A 17,642-nucleotide genomic window follows, 5' to 3' on the forward strand; every position below is an offset into this window, starting at 1 on the left:
CTCTCATGACAGACACTGCCGCCCCGATCCAGGAAGCCACCCTCTGGAGCGACGCGCTCTGGACCGCCCGCGTGATCAAGAACGAGGACGACGACGGCTGGGCCGTCGCGATGACCCGCCAGGGCGACCCGGAGCCTGCGCTGGTCGGCCCCTGGACCATGGGCCGCGACAAGAAGAACCCGAAGCCGCTCGACGCGCCGGCCTTCCACACGCTGGTGAAGACCGCCAACGAGGTGCTGCGCCGCCACGAGCAGCAGCTCCATGCGCGCTTGAACAAGCACGTCAGCGTGGGCGCCGGCTCCGGGCGCATCCGCGTGTCGCTGCAGATCGTGCCGGACGAGGACAATCCGCACGCGATGCTGCGGGCACATGACGAATCCGGCAGCGAGCTGGCCGAGCTGCGCGTGAAGCCGGACTTCAGGCTCAACGCCGCCAGCGCCGAGGCCTGGATCGAGAGCGGCTTCGAGAAGCCCCGCTGAAGCCGCGGGCCGCGGCGTTCTGGTCTACGCTACGCCATGTCCCTCCTTCCCGCCCTCCTGCTGTTCCTCCACCTGCTCGCCGCCGCCTTCTGGGTCGGCGGCATGGCGACGATGCACTTCGCGGTCCGCCCTGCCGCGGTCGCGCACCTCGAGCCGCCGCTGCGGCTGCCGTTCATGGCGGCGGCGCTGTCGCGCTTCTTCGTCGGCGTCTCGACCGCCATCGGCGTGCTGCTGGCGAGCGGATTGCTGCTGGTCTGGGCCGCCGGCGGCTTCGCGCGGGTGCACTGGAGCGTGCATGCGATGTTCACGCTCGGGCTGGTGATGATGGCGTTGTTCCTGCACCTGCGCTTCGCACCCTATCCGCGGCTGCTGCGCGCGGTGGCGGCCGGCCAGTGGCCGGTGGCGGCCGCGAACCTGAACCTGATCCGCAAGCTGGTCGCCACCAACTTGGCGCTGGGCGTGCTCGTGTTCGCGCTGGCCGTGGTCGGGCGCGTGCTGTGAACGGCAACGTCGCGAACACGCTGCCTACCGCTGGCTGAACCGCTCGAGGATCTGGAGCACGCTTTCGGTTGCTCCGTCGAGCGTTGCGCGCGGCCGGTGCGCGATGCCCAGATGCCGGGTCAGCTTCGGGCGGAGCGGCAACACCTGCAGCCGCTCGTTGAAGTCCGCGCCCACCGGCTGGTGCAACGGCAGCACCGCCGCACCGTAGCCTGCCGCCACCAGGGCGAGCATCGCCGCGTCGAAGTTGAGCTCGATGCGCGGGCGCGGCGATTCGCCGATCGCGGCGAACCATTCCATCGTCAGCCGGTACATGTGCGTGGTCGCCTCGTTGAAGATCAAGGGCCTCTCTGCCAGCCAGCGCGGCGTGGCCCGCTTCGGCGCCGCCCACTTCTTCGGGACGAAAGCCATCATCGGCTGGCTGCGCCAGCGCGTGACCATCAGGTCACGCATCGGTGGCTGCGGAATCGCCACCAGACCGATGTCCAGCGTGCCCATCGCGAGGCGCGACATGGCCTCGGACGAGCCGAGGATGCAGACCTCGACGTCGATGCCGGGGTGGTCGCGCTCCAGCTCCTCGAGCACCTGCGGCAACAGTTCGACCACGATGCCGGTCGACGTGCCCAGCCGGACGCGGCCCGTTCGCCCTTCGGCCTGGCGCCGCACGGCGTCCACGGCGTCGTCGGCATCGCGCAGCAGGCGCCGCGCGCGCTCGACCAGTGCAGCACCCGCGGCAGTGGGCGTGATCCGGCGGCTGCCCCGCACCACCAGCCGGGTGTTCAGGCGCGATTCGAGTTCGCTGATGTGCAGGCTGACCGTGGGTTGCGCGAGGTGAAGGGCCCGGGCGGCGGCCGAGAAGCTGCCGAGGTCGGCGATGGCCACCAGGGTGCGGAGTTGGTCGAGGTTGAGTTGCCGCATCAGGAAAGCTGATTGGAAGTGACAGGATTCTCAACTTCCACAATAGCACGCAGGCTTGCAAGATGGCTGTCCGTCCATGAGGAGCCATGCCATGCCGTCGACCCAGTCCGCCCTCGTCACCCGCTTGCTCGATGGGGTGCACGCGCTGCGTCGCTGCTGGCTGGACCAGCGCCAGCTGCGCGCGATGAGCGAGCTCGACCTGCGCGACCTGGGCGTGGGCCGCAGCGAAATCCCGTGGCTGCTCAGCGATGCTGCGGCGCCGCCGCGTGCGCCACGCAGCCGTGCGCGGTGTGCTGCGGATGCTCGGCCAGCAAGGCGGCCGTGACGCCGTTGGTCCAGCCGAAGCCGTCCTGCAGCGGGTACTCGCCGCCGGCGCCGCCCGCGGTGTCGTCGCGCTCGACCCGACGCAGGGCGTATTTCTCGACCAGCTTGCCTTCGCGCTCGTAGAGCGCGGCCACGGTCGCGAGCCAGCGCCTGGCGATGGTGCGCGACAGCGCCTCGTGGCCGTAGTCGGCCAGCCCGCGGACCGCCATCCATTGCAGCGCCGCCCAGCCATTGGGGCGGTCCCATTGCTGGTCGCTGCCGCACTCGGTGGTCGACAGCCCGCCGTGCGCCAGCAGCCGCTGCGACACGGTCTCGGCCAGCGCCTCGGCCTGGGCAGCGGTCGCGAGGCCGACGAACAGCGGCACCACGCTGGCCGCGGTCAGGCAGCTGCGGCGCACGCCCCGCCGCCAGTCGTGGTCGAAGAAGGCGCCCTGCTGCGGGTCCCAGAAGCACTCGCCGATCGCGTCCCGGCGCGCCTCGGCTTGCTGCGAATAGGCCTGCGCGGCGGCGGCGTCGCCGGCCTGCCCGCTCAAGGTGGCGAGCGTGCATTCGAGCTGGTGCAGGAAGGCGTTGAGGTCGACCGGCAGGATGTCGGTGGTGCAGAGGCTGGCCAGCGAGGCCGCCGTGGCGGCGCGCACATGGGCGCAGGGCTGCACATCGCCCGGCGGCGGCGGCTCGCGCATCCAGCGGGTGCTGAAGTCCCAGCCCGACTCGCAGGCCGCGCGGATGTCGCGGTAGATCAGGGCCGGCTCGCGATCGCAGGCCTGCGCCGTGGCCACGTCTTCGATCCACGACTCCTCGCGCGGCGTGTCGCGCTCGTCCCAATAGCGATTGAGCAGGGCGCCGCCGGCGAGCCGCACCACGCGCCGGCTCGCATCGCCCGGGGCCAGGCCCTCGCTGCCGGCCATCCACCACGCATGCTCGCGCCGCAGCTGCGGCAGGAAGTCGATCGCATCGACCGCGCCCTGCTGCTGCGCGAGTTCGACCATCAGCGCGAACACCGGGGGCTGCGAGCGGCCGAGGTAGTAGCTGCGGGTGCCGTTCGGCACATGGCCGTGGGTGTCGATCAGGAAGGCGAAGTTTTCGACCATGCCGCGCACCAGCGGCCGGTGGTGTTCGCCGGACAGGCCCAGCAGGGTGAAATAGGAATCCCAGTAGTAGAGCTCGCGGAAGCGTCCGCCCGGAACCACATACGGATGCGGCAGCTGCAGCAGCGAGGAGCGCGGCGGATGCACCTGCGGATGCCGCGTCAGCACCGGCCACAGGTCGGCGATGTGGGCCGCGATCGGTTGGCCCGGCACCGAGACATAGTCGCTCGGCGCCGGCTCGACCAGCTCGAAGTTCGCCTGCACGAAGGCCGCGAGATCGAAGCCGGGTTCGCCGCACTGCGCACGGTAGGCGGCCAGGATGGCTTCCGGCTCGGCGCGCGGCGCGCAATCGACGAAGGTCTTGCTGTCGGCGAACACGCGGCCCGACTGGACCGCGACGAAAAGCTCCTGGTAGCGGTCGGCCGGCGTCAGCGTGTCGGGCGCGGGCGCCGCCGCGGCGCGCGTCGAGCGCTTCGCGGTGGAAGCGCCCGGCGCGTTCACACCACGCCCGCCGCCCGCAGCGCCGCGCGCCTGGCTTCGTCGATGCCGAACTCGGCCAGCACCTCGTCGGTGTGCTGGCCCAGCGCCGGCGGCGCCCGGCGCAGCACCGGGGGCGTGGACTGCAGCCGCAGCGGGCTGGCGACGCCGACGATCTGTTCGATGCCGTCGCCGGCATCGCGCGGCAGAGTCACGGCCAGGCCGCGCGCCTTGACCTGGTCGTCCTCGAAGGCCTGGGCGATGTCGTTGATCGGGCCGCAGGGCACGGCCTTGTCTTCGAGCAGCGCGATCCACTGCGCCGTGCTGCGGGTGCGGGTCACGGCTTCCATCTGGGGGATCAGCACTTCGCGGTGCCTGACGCGCAGCGTGTTGGTGGCGAAGCGCGGATCGGCGGCCCACTCCGGATGGCCGGCGGCTTCGCAGAAGCGCGCGAACTGCCCGTTGTTGCCGATCGCCAGCAGCATCGCACCGTCGGCGGTGCGGAAGTCCTGGTAGGGCGCCAGGCTCGGATGGCTGTTGCCCTGCCGCTGCGGCGCCACGCCGGTGTTGAGGAAGGCGCTGGCCTGGTTGGCCAGGATCGCCATGCCGACGTCGAGCAGCGCCATGTCGATGTGCTGGCCCTCGCCGGTGCGGTGGCGCACTTCGATCGCGGCCAGGATGGCCGTGCTGGCGTAGACGCCGGTGAACAGGTCGGTGAGCGCGACGCCGACCCGCAGCGGCCCGCCGCCGGGCACGTCGTCGGGCCGGCCGGTGATGCTCATCATGCCGGTGGTGGCCTGGATCATCAGGTCGTAGCCGGCGCGCATGGCGTGCGGGCCGTCATGGCCGAAGCCGGTCACGCTGCAATAGATGAGGCGCGGATTGGCGGCCCGCAGGCTCTCGTGGTCGAGGCCGTACTGCTTGAGCCCGCCGGTCTTGAAGTTCTCGACCAGGATGTCGCTCTCGGCCGCCATGCGCTTGAGCAGCGCCTGGCCGTCGGGCGTCGCCATGTCGATCGTGACCGAGCGCTTGTTGCGGTTGCAGGCCGTGAAGTAGGTGGCCTGGTGGGTGTCGTTGCCGTCCGCATCCTTCAGGAAGGGAGGGCCCCAGCCGCGGGTGTCGTCGCCGACCCCCGGTCGCTCGATCTTGATCACGTCGGCGCCCAGGTCGGCCAGGATCTGGGTGCACCACGGGCCCGCGAGCACGCGGGACAGGTCGAGCACCTTGAGGCCCGCGAGGGCGCCTTGCGTGGCGGCGGGGGCTGACATCAGTTCGCGAAGGCGGCGATGCCGGTCTGCGCGCGGCCCAAAATGAGCGCGTGGATGTCGTGCGTGCCTTCGTAGGTGTTGACCACTTCGAGGTTCACTAGATGGCGGGCCACGCCGAATTCGTCGCTGATGCCGTTGCCGCCCATCATGTCGCGCGCCAGGCGGGCGATGTCGAGCGCCTTGCCGCAGGAGTTGCGCTTCAGCAGCGAGGTGACCTCGACCGAGGCCGTGCCTTCGTCCTTCATGCGGCCCAGGCGCAAGCAGCCCTGCAGGCCCAGCGTGATCTCGGTCTGCATGTCGGCCAGCTTCTTCTGGATCAGCTGGTTGGCGGCCAGCGGGCGGCCGAACTGCTTGCGGTCGAGCGTGTACTGGCGGGCACGATGCCAGCAGTCTTCGGCGGCGCCGAGCGCACCCCAGGAGATGCCGTAGCGGGCGCTGTTGAGGCAGGTGAACGGGCCCTTCAGGCCCCGCACTTCGGGGAAGGCGTTTTCTTCCGGGCAGAACACGTTGTCCATCACGATCTCGCCGGTGATGGAGGCGCGCAGGCCGACCTTGCCGTGGATCGCCGGGGCGCTCAGGCCCTTGAAACCCTTCTCGAGCACGAAGCCGCGGATCGGGCCGACCGTGCCGCTTTCGCTGACTTCCTTGGCCCAGACCACGAAGACGTCGGCGATCGGGCTGTTGCTGATCCACATCTTGGCGCCGGTGAGCGCGTAGCCGCCCGGCACCTTCTTGGCGCGGGTGACCATGCTGCCGGGGTCGGAGCCGTGGTCGGGCTCGGTCAGGCCGAAGCAGCCGATCCATTCGCCGGTGGCCAGCTTGGGCAGGTACTTCTGCTTTTGCGCCTCGGTGCCAAATTCGTTGATCGGCACCATCACCAGCGAGCTCTGGACGCTGGCCATCGAGCGGTAGCCGGAGTCGACGCGCTCGACTTCGCGGGCGATCAGGCCGTAGCAGACGTAGTTGAGGCCGGGGCCGCCGTACTGCTCGGGAATGGTCGGGCCCAGCAGGCCCAGGGCGCCCATCTCGCGGAAGATGGCCGGGTCGGTTTCACCGGTGCGGAAGCCTTCGATCACGCGCGGGGCGAGGCGCTCCTGGCAGTAGGCGTTGGCGGCATCGCGCACCATGCGCTCGTCGTCCGTGAGTTGCTGGTCGAGCAGGAGGGGGTCGTCCCATTGAAATGCGGCGTGGGCCATCTGAAAGTCTCCGATGAGGGGGTGCTGGAAGTCGGCCCTGATCGTAAGCGCCGGGGACAGGGAGCGCAAACGACGATTCCACACCCAGTTATGAGTTTGTCGCACTTCAAAGCACAATGTGCCGGCGGGTCGCCGCTTGCGCGACGCGCCAGTCAACTATGTAGCCCTCGCATACCATGCGCCGAAAGATCCCTTCCACCCAGGCCCTCATCTGCTTCGAGGCCGCCGCCCGCCACGAAAGCTACACGCGGGCGGCACAGGAACTGGCGCTGACGCAGAGCGCGGTGTCGCGCCAGATCACGGCGCTGGAGGACTTCCTCGGCATGGCGCTGTTCCGGCGCACCCGCCACGGCGTGGCGCTGACCCCGGCCGGCGCCGACTATGCGCGCCAGATCGCGCGCCAGCTCGACACCATGGAGCGCGACACCCTCGACGCCATGGCCCGGCAGGGGCTGGGCGGTTCGCTGCAGCTGGCCGCGGTGCCGACCTTCGCCACCCGCTGGCTGATCCCGCGGCTGCCGGACTTCGCGGCCCGGCATCCCGACATCACGGTCCACATCGAGACCCGCACCCGGCCCTTCCTGTTCAACGAGACGCCGTTCGATGCGGCGATCTACACCGGCACGCCGGCGCAGGCGGCCAACTGGGCCGGCACGCGCTCCACCGCGCTGCTCAGCGAAGACGTGCTGCCGGTCTGCAGCCCGGCCTTGATCGCGCCGCGCGGCCAGCTGTCGCCCGCGGCCATCGCCCGGCTGCCGCTGCTGCAGCAGAGCACCCGCCCCGACGGCTGGCGCCAGTGGTTCGATGCCCAACAGGTCGAGGCGCCGCGGGCCCGCAGCGGCCCGCGCTACGAGCTGTTCTCGATGCTCGCGGAGGCCGCGGCGCATGGCCTCGGCGTGGCGCTGATGCCGCGCCTGCTGATCGAGGCAGAGCTCGATCGCGGCGAGCTGGTCGTGGCCTGCGACCGGCCGCTGCGTGGCGAGCGCAGTTATTTCCTGGTGACGCCGGCGGCCCAGGACGAACGGCCGGCGCTGACGCTGTTTCGCGACTGGCTGCTCGCGCAAGCGGGTGGCGATGCCGGCGTGCGCTGATCGGGCGCCAGCGTTCAAGTCGCCAGCGCCGACGCGCCGACCGCGGCCACCAGGGCATCCTGCGTGGACTGCATCCCGGAGACCCCGATGCCGCCGATCACGGCGCCGTCCTTGACCAGCGGGAGGCCTCCTTCCAGGGGACAGGCGCCCTCGGTCGCGAGCAGCCTCAGGCCGATGCCACCCGCGGCCAAGGCTTCTTCGAATACCTTGGTCGGCCTCTTGAACCGCACCGCGCTGGCCGCCTTGTGCTGCGCGATCGCCACGCTGCCGGTTTGCGCGTGGTCCATCTTGTAGAGCGCCACCAGGTTGCTGCCGCTGTCGGTGACCGCGATCACCATCGGCCATCCCTGCTTGCCGGCTTCATCCATCGCCGCCGATGCGACCCGGCGGGCCTCCTCCAGCGTGATCGGGAAACCATAGGGAATCGGCTGTGCGAATTGATTCATTGCGAGCTCCATGTATAAGCAAAACCGTGATGCTATGGACCGATTCCCTTCGTGAGAATTCTCAAGATGCGCACAAGTGATGTGCAAAAACACCCAGTCACCGCAGCGCCCTTCGCCGCCTGGGACGACGTCCGCTTCTTCATCGAGGTCGCGCGGCAGGGGAGCCTGTCGGGAGCGGCACGGACCCTGGGGGTCGAGCATTCGACCGCGGCGCGCCGGATCGCGGCCCTGGAATCCGGCATCGGTCTGCGGCTGTTCGATCGGCTCGCCACCCGCTGGCGACTGACGCCGCAAGGCGAGGCGCTCCTTCCGGCGGCACGCCGCATTGAAGCCGAAGCCCTTGCATTCGGCCGCGCCGCCGCTTCCGCCACCGCCGCCGGCGCGACAGTCCGCGTCTCCGCCCCGCCGATGTTCACCAGCCACTTCCTGGTGCCGCAGCTGGCGACGCGCTTCGACCGCTGGCAGGACATCCGGCTCGAGATCGTCGGGGAAGTCCGGTTCGCCGATCACCAGCGCCGCGAAGCGGATCTCGCGCTGCGCTTCATGCGTCCGACGGAGACCGGGTTGGCCGGGCGCAAGCTCGGCGAGCTGGACTTTCGGGTCTACGCCACCGCGGACTGGCTCGGCCGCCCCGAATCGGCTTGGCGCTTCGTCGGCTACAACGAGCCGCTCACGGACGTGCCGCACCAGAAGGCGCTGGCGGCGTTCGCCGGATCCAGGCCATTCGTCCTTCGCAGCAACAACCTGGGCGCACTCCACAGCGCCTGCCGCTCGGGCCTGGGCCTGGCCATGCTGCCCGGCTTCCTGGCGCACGGCGACGAGCGGCTGGTCGAAGTGCCGTGCGCGCCGAGCGCGACGCGCGAGCTGTGGTCCGTGGTCCACCCGGACGTGCGCCGGGATCCTCGCGTCAAGCGGATCAAGGACCTGATCGCGGAGCTTCTCGCCGAGACGCGGGAAGATGGGGCCGGTCAGGCCATCTAGACGCTCGATGCCGTGCGCCGGGCTCCCCGCCCGGGCTTCGCAGCGGGAGGCGGCTGCGGCCGGTGCGCCGCCGCCATCGCCTCCAGCCCGGCCATCGCGTAGCGGATGAAATCGTCGGCCAGTCCGCCGCTCTCCTTGGCGACCGCGGGCAGCACCCGGGCCGGCACCTCCTTCGGCGCCACCAGGATCACCAGGCAGGGCAGCAGCGCGAACATCAGGCCGCGCTGGACCGCAGGGTGTTCGGGCGGCAGGCCCAGCACCTCGCCGATCAAGCCGAGCAGCACGCGGGACTTGGGCCGTATCGCCTTGTCGATCAGCACCGAGACCGCGGCCGTCGGCGTCATGATTTCGCGCAGCACGACCCGGAAACCCCAGGGCGCCGAGCCCTGCGACGCGAAACCGATCAGGCGTGCCAGCAGCAGGCGAAGCTTCTGCTTCGGATCGCCCGGGCCGTGGGTCAGGGCCAGCAGGTCGTCCAGCGCCATCACCTGCCGATGGGCCTCGATCAGCACCGTCTCGTACAGGGCCTCGCGGCTGCCGAAGTGGTAGTTGACCGACGCCATCGGGGTGCCGGCGCGCTCGCAGATCTCCTTGCTGGTGCCGTCGGCGAAGCCGCGTTCGGCGAACACCTGGCCGGCCGTTTCGAGCAGCAGGGCGCGGGTGGCGTCGCCATCGGGGCGCGGCGTGCGCGCGGCGGATTTCTTCTTGGCGGGGGCGGACATGCGGGCCTTCAAACTTGAGTTTGAATTTAAATTCGGATTCTCGCGGCAAGTCTACTTCAGCCGCCGCCGCGCTTCGTGGATGATCTTGCGCATGACATTGGATTACCTGGATTTCGACTACAGCGAAGACACCGAAGGGGTCGGCGTGTTCGACGCCATGGCGAGCACCGGCCCGCAACAGGTCGCTGCCGTGGAGGCCGAGGTAGTGCAGGTGCTGGACTGGGCGCACGCCGGCTTCGGCGCGCCGCGCGGGCCGGTCGGCGACGGCGGCGACTGGGACTACGACCTGCAGGGCATGCAGGAAAGCAGCCAGCCGCAGTCGATGATGTTCGACCCGGTCGAGCGCCGGCTGCGCGTGCAGCCCGGCGCGGCGGGCGTCGTGCGGCACACGGTCAGCCTGTCGATCAGCGGGACCGAGGCCTTCTGCGCCGCCTTCCGCGAAGCCTTCGAGCTCGGCTAACCTTCGCCCATGACCACCCGCCCGCCGCTCCCCCCCTTCACGCGCGACAGCGCGATCCAGAAAGTCCGCCTCGCGGAGGACGGCTGGAACTCGCGCGATCCGGCACGCGTGGCCCTGGCCTACAGCGAGGACACGCGTTGGCGCAACCGGGCCGAGTTCGTGGTCGGGCGGGCCGAGGCCGAGGCCTTCCTCGCGCGCAAGTGGGCACGCGAACTCGACTACCGGCTGATCAAGGAACTCTGGGCCTTCGAGGGCGCGCGGATCGCCGTCCGTTTCGCCTACGAATGGCACGACGATTCCGGTCACTGGTTCCGCAGCTACGGCAACGAGAACTGGGAATTCAACGACGACGGCCTGATGCGCGTGCGCCATGCGAGCATCAACGACCTGCCGATCAGGGACGACCAGCGCAAGTTCTTCTGGCCGCTGGGCCGGCGCCCGGACGACCATCCGGGACTGAGCGATCTCGGCCTCTGAGGGCGCCTGCCACACAATGCCTGATGCAGGGCCATGTTAGCGCCACCATCCCACCCGCCTTGAACGACTCCAACGCTCCGCCACGCCCGAGCCGCCGCAGCAGCGGCGGCATCACGCTCGACGACGTCTCCAAGCTCGCCGGCGTGTCCGCGATCACGGTCTCGCGGGCGCTGAACACGCCGGAGCTGGTGTCTCCCAAGACCCGCGAAAAGGTCCGGCTGGCGGTCGAGCGCACGGGCTACGTGCCGAACCTGCTGGCCGGCGGCCTGGCCTCGAACCGCAGCCGGCTGGTGGCCGCGCTGGTGCCGACGATCGCCGGGCCGGTGTTCCTGGAGACCATCCAGGCCCTGACCGAGGCGCTGGCCGAGGCCGGCTACCAGCTCATGCTGGGCCAGGCCGGCTACCACAACTCGCGCGAGGACGCGCTGATCGACGCCATCGTCGGACGGCGGCCGGACGGCATCGTGCTGACCGGCATCATGCGCTCGGCCGAGGGCCGCCGGCGCCTGCTGGCCTCGGGCATCCCGGTGGTCGAGACCTGGGACCTGACGCCGACGCCGGTCGACATGCTGGTCGGCTTTTCTCATGAGAAAGTGGGCGCTGACATAGCGCAATACATCCATCGCAAGGGCTATCGCCACCCGGCGGTGGTCACGGGCGACGACCAGCGGGCGAACCTGCGCCGGGCCGGCTTCGAGCAGGCCTGGCAGGCGCTGGGCGGCGCCGCGCCCCGGGTGCAGACCGTCCCCGCGCCGACCACGCTGGGCAGCGGCCGCGCCGCCCTGAGCGAGTTGCTGGCGACGGATCCGGCGGTCGACGTGCTGGTCTGCAGTTCGGACGCGCTCGCCCACGGCGTGATCACCGAGGCCCAGGCGCGCGGCCTGCGGGTGCCCGAGGACGTCGCCGCCATGGGCTTCGGAGACCTCGGCTTCGCGCGCCATGCCCACCCCGCGATCTCGACGGTGCGGATCGACGGCACCGCCATCGGCCGGCAGGCGGCGCGCTTCATCATCGACCGCGCCGAAGGCCGCGCCGTCGAGCACAAGGTGCTGGACCTCGGCTTCTCGCTGATCGAGCGGGACAGCGCCTGAACCGGGCCGCTGGCCGCTTCGGGCCGGCCTGACCCAGCGCCCCCCGCCGCGCGATTACCCTGTTGACGCGAAGCCGCTCCGCGCCTTAAGATAAAAATGACAGCGCTAACATTCCAAGAGGCAATCCCGATGAGCGAACCGCAATCCCCCCCGCCGGCCGACCCGGGCGACGGCCGCAAGAAGCCCGAGCAGCTGCGCTCGCACCGCTGGTACGGCGCCAAGGACCTGCGCAGCTTCGGCCACCGCTCGCGCACCGCCCAGATGGGCCTCTCGCGCGACGACTACCTGGGCAAGCCGGTGATCGCGATCCTCAATACCTGGAGCGACATGAACTCCTGCCACACCCACTTCCGGCAGCGCGCCGAAGAGGTGAAGCGCGGCGTCTGGCAGGCCGGCGGCTTCCCGGTGGAGATCCCGGCCATGAGCCTGGGCGAGGCGTTCCAGAAGCCGACCACCATGCTGTATCGCAACCTGCTCGCGATGGAGGCCGAGGAGCTGCTGCGCTCCTACCCGGCCGACGGCTGCGTGCTGATGGGCGGCTGCGACAAGACCACGCCGGGCCTGGTGATGGGCGCGCTGGCCATGAATCTGCCGACGATCTTCGTGCCCGCCGGGCCGATGCTGCGCGGCGACTACAAGGGCCAGTTCCTGGGCTCGGGCTCCGACACCTGGAAGTACTGGGCCGAGCTGCGGGCCGGCAACATCAGCGAGCAGGACTGGCAGGACGTCGAGGACGGCATCGCCCGCTCGCCCGGCACCTGCATGACCATGGGCACGGCCAGCACCATGACCAGCGCCACCGAGGTGCTGGGGCTCACGCTGCCCGGTGCGTCGTCGATCCCGGCCGCCGACTCCCGCCACGCGATGATGGCCACCCACACCGGACGCCGCATCGTCGAGATGGTCTGGGAGGACCTGAAGCCGCTCGACCTGCTGACCGCGGCCTCGTTCGACAACGCCGTGACCGCGGTGCTGGGCCTGGGTGGCTCGACCAACGCGATCGTCCACCTGATCGCGATGGCGCGGCGCGCCGGCGTGGCGCTCGACCTGGCGCGCTTCGACGCCCTGGCGCGCAGCACGCCGGTGATCGCCAACCTGCGGCCCGGGGGCAAATACCTGATGGAAGACTTCTTCTACGCCGGTGGCCTGCGCGCCTTCCTGCGCCAGATGGGCGACCTGATCGACGGCAGCCAGCGCACCTGCAACGGCCGCACGCTGGGCCAGAACATCGAAGGCGCCGAGGTCTACAACGCGGACGTGATCCGGCCGCGCGGCGACGCCCTGCTCGAGAGCGGCGGGCTGGCCGTGCTGCACGGCAACCTGGCGCCGAACGGCGCGGTGATCAAGCCGGCGGCGATGGAGCCGCAGCTGCGCCGCCACACCGGCCCGGCGCTGGTGTTCCGCAACTACGACGACCTGGCGGCACGCATCGACGACCCCGAGCTGCCGGTCACCCGCGACAGCGTGATCGTGCTGCAGAGCGCCGGCCCGCAGGGCGCGCCCGGCATGCCCGAGTGGGGCCAGCTGCCGCTCCCGCAGAAGCTGCTGAAGGAAGGCGTGCGCGACATGGTGCGCATCAGCGACGCCCGCATGAGCGGCACCAGCTATGGCGCCTGCGTGCTGCACGTCACGCCCGAATCGCACGTCGGCGGCCCGCTGGCGCTGGTGCGCGACGGCGACCTGGTGACGCTCGACATCGAGGCCCGCCGCATCGACATGCAGGTGAGCGAGGCCGAGCTCGCGCGCCGCCGCGCCGATTGGCAGAAGCCGATCCCGAAATTCAGCCGCGGCTACGGCGTGATGTTCCTGAAGCACGTGCAGCAGGCCGACACCGGCTGCGACTTCGACTTCCTGGCGCCCGACTACCGCGCCGACGCGGCCGATGGGCAGCCCGAGGGAGAGCCCGAGATCCACTGATCGAAGCGCGACCGGTCCAGCCGGCGCGAGGGCCAGCGAAGCCGCCTCCTTTTTCTTCTTCCTGGAGCGAGACAACATGAACCCTGCCATCCCGCGCCGCACCGCGCTCCAGGTGCTCGGCGCCGCCGGCCTGGCGGCCGCACTCCCCGCCGTCGCCCGCGCGCAGTCCGCCGACGCCTGGCCGAGCCGTCCGATCACCTACGTGGTGCCCTTCACGCCAGGCGGCTCGACCGACGTGATCGGCCGCCTGATCGCCCAGAAGCTGGCCGAGGCCCTGGGCCAGCCGGTGGTGGTCGACAACAAGCCCGGCGCCGCAGGTGCGGTCGGCGCCAGCTACGTGGCCAAGGCCAAGGCCGACGGCTACACGCTCTTCGGCGGCACCATCAGCACGCATGCGATCAACGCCAGCCTCTACAAGAACCTGCCCTACGACCCGGTGAAGGACTTCGAGCCGATCTCGCTCGTGGCCTTCCTGCCGAACGTGCTGATCGTCGACCCGAACCTGGGCGTGCGCTCGGTGGCCGAGCTGATCGCGCTGCTGAAGAAGGACCCCGCGAAGCGCAGCTTCGCCTCGTCGGGTGCCGGCACCTCGACCCACCTGGCGGGCGAGATGCTGGCCGACATGATCGGCGTCAAGCTGACCCACATCCCCTACAAGGGCACGCCGCCGGCGATGCTGGATGTCTCTTCCGGCCAGGTGACTTTCATGTTCGACCAGATCACGGCCGCCTTGCCGCTGGTGCAGGCCGGCAAGCTCAAGCTGCTGGCGGTCACCACTTCGAAGCGCATGGCACTGGCGCCCGAATTGCCGACCATGGCGGAGGCCGGCGTGCCGGGCTTCGAAATGGCGTCCTGGCAGGCGGTCTATGCGCCGAAGAACCTGCCGCCGGCGATCTCGCAGCGCCTCGCGGGCGAGATCACGCGCATCCTCCAGCAGCCCGAGGTGCGCGACAAGCTCACCAACCAGCTCGGCATGGACGTGGTGGCCGGCTCGCCGGCCCAGCTGGCGGCGTTGATGCAGAAGGAAATCCCGCGCTGGGGCGAGCTGGTGCGCAAGTCCGGCGCCACCGCCAACTGACCCCTTCCGACCCGACGAAGAAGCATGACCATGACCGACACCCCCCGTACGCCCCTGTCCGACGCCACCCGTGAACTGCTGCGGCACGTGAGCGTCGCCACGCTGTGCACCCAGCTGTTCAAGCGCGGTTTCCGCAATGTCTACCTGCAGGGCGTGGGCCGGCTCACCACGCCCAGCGGCGGCAACCTGGTCGGCCCGGCCTTCACGATGCGCAACATCCCGGCGCGCGAAGACCTCGACCAGATCAGCGCCTTCGACGACCCGAACCATCCGCAGCGCAAGGGCATCGAGAGCGTGCCGCCCGGCCACGTGCTGGTGATCGACTGCCGCGGCGAGACCCGCGTGGCCTCGGGCGGCCAGATCCTCACCACCCGGCTCAAGGTGCGCGGCGCGGCCGGACTGGTGTCGGACGGCCCGGTGCGCGACAGCGGCCCGATCTCGCAGATGGACTTCCCGGTGTACTGCGCCGGCGGCAGCGCGCCGCTGAACCTGATCCACCATCACGCGATCGACCTCGACGTGCCGATCGGCTGCGGCGGCGTGGCGGTCTATCCGGGCGACGTGGTGGTCGGCGACGACGAAGGCGTGGTGGTGGTTCCGCACCATCTCGCCGACGAGGTGGCGCGCGACGCCACCGAGCAGGAAAAGATGGAGGCCTTCATCCTCGCGCGCATCGAGGGCGGCGCCAAGCTCGCGGGCACCTACCCGCCGAACGCCGAGACGCGGGCCGCCTACGAAGCCTCGCGGGCCCAGGTCGCCAAGGATGGCGGCATCCCGCCCGAATGAAAGCAGCAGCGCCGGCGGCCTGACGAACGAACTGGGCCGCCAACGCCCCGTTGTTCGTCCGTTTCGAACGCCATGCCCCCACCGACAATCGGGCATGAGCATCCACAGCCTGCACTTCACGGGACCGGACCTGGGGCCCTGCGTACTGGGCCAGCCCATGCTCGCGCACTACGGCGAGACCCACATCGGCACCCTGGACCCGGTGCCGGTGAGCCGGGGCGGCACCCAAATGCGCATCGAGCACTTCAAGCCCGCCGGCACCGAAGCCAGCCGGCACCTCCACAAGGCGAAGATCGGCCGGGTCCTCCTGCCCATGCTGGTGGCCTTCATCGCCGAGCATTTCTCAAGCATCACGCTGGTCCAGATCTCGCTGGCGCGCGACATCGAGGGCTATGGCGAAGGCTTCCGCCTGGCGGCCGAGCGCGCCGCGGTGCTGCAGGCCATGGGTGCCGGCCGCATCCTGATCACGCCCATGCCCGACACCCGGCGCATGGGCCATTTCGTGGTCGCCGGCGTCTGGGAATACAAGCAGGCCAACCTGGCCGCGCTGGCAGCGACGCTCCAGAACGAATGGGCCGCATTCGAAGAACGGCAGGCCGTCGCCGCCCGCGGACCCAGCCGCAAGCGCCGCTGGTTCTTCGCCCGCCGCCCGCTGAACGGCGGGGCCCGCTGGCCGCGGCGTTAAGCGGTTTCTAGTTCGCGGAAGCAGGCCAGCATCGCGGTCACGCCGGGGGCGTCGACCGGCCCCTGCCGCCAGTCGGGCGCCTCGTGGTCCATCTGGGCGCAGAGGTCGTCCCACGCCTGCGCAAGCGCCGCCCATTCGGCCACGCCGGGCTCGGCGATGCGCTGGGCCAGCAGCGGCAGCGCATGCCGCAGGGCCGGCACCTGCTCGATCAGCAGCCGGCAGCGCCGGAACGCGCCGGCGTCGCGCGGCAGCACCGGCAGCCGGTGCCGATAGTGGCGAGGCCGCACGCAGGTCAGCAGCACGAACAGCGAGAGGCTGGCCGGCCCCTGCTCGCCGGCCGCCAGCCAGCGCAGCGATTGCGGATCGAGCCGCAGCGCGGCACGGCCCAGCTGGGCCCGCATCCGTTCGATGGCGGCGGGTGTTTCGCGCAGGCGCAGCCGCGCCAGCGCCGCGGGGGTGCCGATGACGGCGGTGGCGTCCAGCATGCGCGCCATGCCGGCGTGCAGCAGTTCGGTGTCATGGGCCTGCTTCATCAGGGCCAGGAACTCGGGCAATGGCATGTGCCCATAGACCACCCGGCACCCTTCGCGCATCAGGATGCGATAGCCGGGCTCGCCGGATGGGGGAAGGCTCCGTGTGTCCACCCCAAGCTATCGGCAGCGAAGGCCGGCCTGAACAGGGGGCGCACGAAAAAAACTGCGCGCGCGGCTCGTGCAGAATCCGCGCCACCATGCATGCCAAGGTCGTCCGCTATTTCGTCGAGGTGGTCCGCGCCGGCTCGATCCGCAAGGCGGCCGAGCAGCTGCACGTGGTGCCGACGGCGGTCAATCGGCAGATCCTCAATCTCGAAGAGGAACTGGGAGCGCCGCTGTTCGAGCGCATCCACAACACCCTCAAGCTGACGCCGGTCGGGGAGATCGTGCTGGCCCATGCCCGCAGCACGCTGCGCGACTTCGACGCCGTGCGCCAGCGCATCGAGGAAGTGCGCGGCCTGCGCGAAGGCGAAGCCTCGCTGGCGACGATGGCCGGCCTGGCCGGCGCCTTCCTTCCCACCGTGACGCAGCGCTTTCGCGCCGCCCATCCGAGGATCCGGCTGACGCTGCTCGACCTGCCGATCGCCGAGGTGCTGCGCAGCGTGCGCGATGGCGATGCCGACCTCGGGCTGGCCTACGACGTGCCCGACAGCGCCGGCTTCCGGACCCTGTTCACCAGCGAATGGCCGATCGGCGCGGTCGTGCCTCCCGGCCATCCGCTGACCGCGCAGGCGACGACAGTGCTCTCGGAATGCGTCGGCCACCCGCTGATCCTGCCGGCGGCGTCGCTCTCGCTGCGCCCGATCCTCGATGGCGCCTTCCGGCGGTCGGCGATCAGCGTCGCGCCGATCATCGAGACCACCTCGACCGCGCTGATGCGCCGGCTGGTGGTGCAGGGCGTCGGCATCACGCTGCTCAACCGGCTCGACATCGACGAGGAGCGCCGCGCCGGCTCGCTGGTCTTCGTGCCGCTGCGCGACGCCGGCCTGTCGCCGCAGACGCTCAAGCTCGTGATGCGCGCCGGCGGCGAGCCCGAACCGGCCGCGACCCTGCTGGCGGGGCTGGTGATCCGCTGCCTCGACGATCTGCTGGCGCCCTGAGGCCCGGTCCGCTGCGCGGCCTGTCCA

Annotated in this window: 19 protein-coding genes; 12 read left to right on the forward strand and 7 right to left on the reverse strand. The window is 70.6% G+C overall.

Annotated features, from left to right (window positions below; translation table 11 throughout):
- Positions 1-5 precede the first annotated feature (5 nt).
- A complete protein-coding gene (locus QTI17_RS20505; protein WP_286535235.1) occupies positions 6-479 on the forward strand; it encodes a hypothetical protein in 474 nt (157 codons plus the stop codon).
- Positions 480-515: 36 nt separating this feature from the next.
- Positions 516-980 (forward strand): CopD family protein, encoded by a 465-nt coding sequence (locus QTI17_RS20510; protein WP_286535237.1) that lies wholly within the window; start codon positions 516-518, stop codon positions 978-980.
- A gap of 24 nt (positions 981-1,004) precedes the next feature.
- Here the strand turns inward: QTI17_RS20510 and QTI17_RS20515 are convergent, their stop codons facing one another.
- The 4 genes from QTI17_RS20515 to QTI17_RS20530 form a co-directional block, all read right to left on the reverse strand.
- On the reverse strand, positions 1,005-1,895 hold the full coding sequence (locus tag QTI17_RS20515; RefSeq protein WP_286535239.1) for a LysR family transcriptional regulator: 891 nt from the start codon (positions 1,893-1,895) through the stop codon (positions 1,005-1,007).
- 242 nt (positions 1,896-2,137) lie between these two features.
- Positions 2,138-3,808 (reverse strand): alpha,alpha-trehalase TreF, encoded by a 1,671-nt coding sequence (gene treF / locus QTI17_RS20520; protein ID WP_286535241.1) that lies wholly within the window; start codon positions 3,806-3,808, stop codon positions 2,138-2,140.
- On the reverse strand, positions 3,805-5,052 hold the full coding sequence (locus QTI17_RS20525) for a CaiB/BaiF CoA transferase family protein (protein WP_286535242.1): 1,248 nt from the start codon (positions 5,050-5,052) through the stop codon (positions 3,805-3,807). Before QTI17_RS20525 ends, treF begins: the two co-directional genes overlap by 4 nt.
- Positions 5,052-6,248 carry an acyl-CoA dehydrogenase gene (locus QTI17_RS20530; RefSeq protein WP_286535244.1) on the reverse strand — a complete coding sequence of 399 codons (1,197 nt, stop codon included), beginning with the start codon at positions 6,246-6,248 and terminating at the stop codon, positions 5,052-5,054. Before QTI17_RS20530 ends, QTI17_RS20525 begins: the two co-directional genes overlap by 1 nt.
- Before the next feature lie 176 nt (positions 6,249-6,424).
- On the opposite strand from QTI17_RS20530, the gene QTI17_RS20535 reads away from it, so the two are divergent.
- Entirely contained in the window at positions 6,425-7,339 is a 915-nt protein-coding gene (locus QTI17_RS20535; RefSeq protein ID WP_286535245.1) for a LysR family transcriptional regulator, read from the forward strand.
- A 14-nt stretch (positions 7,340-7,353) separates the two neighbouring features.
- Here QTI17_RS20535 and QTI17_RS20540 read toward each other — a convergent pair whose 3' ends face one another.
- Positions 7,354-7,785 (reverse strand): GlcG/HbpS family heme-binding protein, encoded by a 432-nt coding sequence (locus QTI17_RS20540; protein WP_286535247.1) that lies wholly within the window; start codon positions 7,783-7,785, stop codon positions 7,354-7,356.
- Between the two features lie 81 nt (positions 7,786-7,866).
- Between QTI17_RS20540 and QTI17_RS20545 the strand changes: the two genes are divergently transcribed.
- Positions 7,867-8,766 (forward strand): LysR family transcriptional regulator, encoded by a 900-nt coding sequence (locus QTI17_RS20545; RefSeq protein WP_286535248.1) that lies wholly within the window; start codon positions 7,867-7,869, stop codon positions 8,764-8,766.
- On the opposite strand, the gene QTI17_RS20550 is transcribed toward QTI17_RS20545, so the two are convergent.
- Positions 8,763-9,488, reverse strand: coding sequence for a TetR/AcrR family transcriptional regulator (locus QTI17_RS20550; protein WP_286535249.1), 726 nt, complete (start codon positions 9,486-9,488; stop codon positions 8,763-8,765). The two genes, QTI17_RS20545 and QTI17_RS20550, sit on opposite strands and share 4 nt — an antisense overlap.
- 91 nt (positions 9,489-9,579) lie before the next feature.
- On the opposite strand from QTI17_RS20550, the gene QTI17_RS20555 reads away from it, so the two are divergent.
- The 7 genes from QTI17_RS20555 (at position 9,580) to QTI17_RS20585 (ending at position 15,982) form a co-directional block, all read left to right on the forward strand.
- Positions 9,580-9,948, forward strand: a complete 369-nt coding sequence (locus QTI17_RS20555) for a hypothetical protein (protein ID WP_286535250.1) — start codon at positions 9,580-9,582, stop codon at positions 9,946-9,948.
- Positions 9,949-9,957: 9 nt separating this feature from the next.
- The gene (locus tag QTI17_RS20560; RefSeq protein ID WP_286535251.1) at positions 9,958-10,425 is read left to right on the forward strand and encodes a nuclear transport factor 2 family protein; all 468 of its coding nucleotides are present in this window, start codon (positions 9,958-9,960) and stop codon (positions 10,423-10,425) included.
- Positions 10,426-10,484: 59 nt separating this feature from the next.
- Positions 10,485-11,516 carry a LacI family DNA-binding transcriptional regulator gene (locus tag QTI17_RS20565; protein ID WP_478138799.1) on the forward strand — a complete coding sequence of 344 codons (1,032 nt, stop codon included), beginning with the start codon at positions 10,485-10,487 and terminating at the stop codon, positions 11,514-11,516.
- 129 nt (positions 11,517-11,645) lie between these two features.
- Complete coding sequence (araD, locus tag QTI17_RS20570; protein WP_286535253.1) at positions 11,646-13,433, forward strand: L-arabinonate dehydratase; 1,788 nt, start codon at positions 11,646-11,648, stop codon at positions 13,431-13,433.
- A gap of 76 nt (positions 13,434-13,509) precedes the next feature.
- Complete coding sequence (locus tag QTI17_RS20575) at positions 13,510-14,511, forward strand: Bug family tripartite tricarboxylate transporter substrate binding protein (RefSeq protein WP_286535254.1); 1,002 nt, start codon at positions 13,510-13,512, stop codon at positions 14,509-14,511.
- A 30-nt stretch (positions 14,512-14,541) separates the two neighbouring features.
- Positions 14,542-15,297: a ribonuclease activity regulator RraA gene (locus QTI17_RS20580; RefSeq protein ID WP_478138796.1), complete on the forward strand. Its 756-nt coding sequence runs from the start codon at positions 14,542-14,544 to the stop codon at positions 15,295-15,297.
- A gap of 94 nt (positions 15,298-15,391) precedes the next feature.
- Entirely contained in the window at positions 15,392-15,982 is a 591-nt protein-coding gene (locus tag QTI17_RS20585) for a hypothetical protein (RefSeq protein WP_286535256.1), read from the forward strand.
- On the opposite strand, the gene QTI17_RS20590 is transcribed toward QTI17_RS20585, so the two are convergent.
- Positions 15,979-16,575, reverse strand: coding sequence for a hypothetical protein (locus QTI17_RS20590; RefSeq protein ID WP_286535257.1), 597 nt, complete (start codon positions 16,573-16,575; stop codon positions 15,979-15,981). The two genes, QTI17_RS20585 and QTI17_RS20590, sit on opposite strands and share 4 nt — an antisense overlap.
- 137 nt (positions 16,576-16,712) lie before the next feature.
- Between QTI17_RS20590 and QTI17_RS20595 the strand changes: the two genes are divergently transcribed.
- Positions 16,713-17,615 (forward strand): LysR family transcriptional regulator, encoded by a 903-nt coding sequence (locus QTI17_RS20595; protein WP_286535258.1) that lies wholly within the window; start codon positions 16,713-16,715, stop codon positions 17,613-17,615.
- The last annotated feature ends 27 nt before the right edge of the window (positions 17,616-17,642 follow it).

Origin of the sequence: Variovorax sp. J31P179 (assembly GCF_030316985.1) — a bacterium.
In the GTDB taxonomy this organism is placed as follows: Bacteria; Pseudomonadota; Gammaproteobacteria; order Burkholderiales; family Burkholderiaceae_C; genus Variovorax; species Variovorax ginsengisoli_B.